2 protein-coding genes are annotated in these 816 nt (G+C 57.5%); both read right to left on the bottom strand.

Annotated elements, in window-relative coordinates; all coding sequences use genetic code 11:
- On the bottom strand, positions 1 to 185 hold a 185-nt coding region (locus AACW30_RS23985; protein WP_234452775.1), incomplete at its 3' end, for a hypothetical protein.
- A gap of 98 nt (positions 186 to 283) precedes the next feature.
- A complete protein-coding gene (locus tag AACW30_RS23980; protein ID WP_010657471.1) occupies positions 284 to 712 on the bottom strand; it encodes a hypothetical protein in 429 nt (142 codons plus the stop codon).
- Positions 713 to 816: the final 104 nt, after the last annotated feature.

Here is an 816-nt window from a genome sequence, read left to right as displayed (position 1 = left end):
TCTTCAAACAGAATGCCCCCAAAAACCCCCGTCAGCACCGCCAACACTAGCCAGTCCCCCCACGACCACCCAACCCCGTACCAGCCGAAGACATCAAAGTGTCCCTTCTGGAAGCCCACGTACAGGAAATACACCACCGCCATAAGGCCCGCGTTACGGCAGGCACTGCCAAACGTCATACGCATTGCGACACCTTCTTGGCCCGTCCGGGCGGGTTCCTTTCTATTCGTTATGCGCTCCCGTGTTACTAGTAGCAACAACCGGTCTAACGATATTTTCGCGGCTAAAATCCGGCGGCAGCTCGAGCCCGCAATTTCATGACGGTTCGCGCTGAAAGTCCCCTAATGTCCTCGCCATGAAAAACCATGTGCGCCCGATGCGACTTGGTTTCCGCGTCCCAATCATCCAGATCATCGATCAGGAAGGCGTGATTGCCTAGGTACGCTGCCGCCAAGTCAGCGGCCAGGCTGCGGGCGGGTTCGCCTGCCGTTTCGAAAACCCAATCCAGAATGTCACTCATCTGCTCGGCGGGTGTCCGCGGCACAACACCTTTGGCCTGATCCTGGACGAATGCGTTGTAAAGAAGTGCGCCAGCCTCGGGATCTTCTGCAGGGTTGCCCGGGCAGAGCCTGGGCTCCCAGGGAATCTGATACATCGATTGGCCAAGTACGTCCTGCAGGACGTAATCCGACGGCTTTACCAAACGCTGCATGAGATGGCTCCTTAAAAAATCGCATGGTAGCGCATCCCGAGCAGCCAAAAGCTGCTCGGATAAACCGCCACCTCTGGTGGCGTGAACAGCCTGACAGACGCCTC

Source organism: Pseudomonas sp. MF6747 (assembly GCF_963890955.1).
Classification (GTDB): Bacteria; Pseudomonadota; Gammaproteobacteria; order Pseudomonadales; family Pseudomonadaceae; genus Aquipseudomonas.
The sequence above is the reverse complement of the archived record's forward strand: the minus strand, read 5'-3'. Positions and strand labels throughout refer to the sequence as shown.

Bases quoted from the DNA above. Each gene is read 5' to 3' on its own strand.
- AACW30_RS23980 (WP_010657471.1), bottom strand. From the start codon at position 712: ATGCAGCGTTTGGTAAAGCCGTCGGATTACGTCCTGCAGGACGTACTT.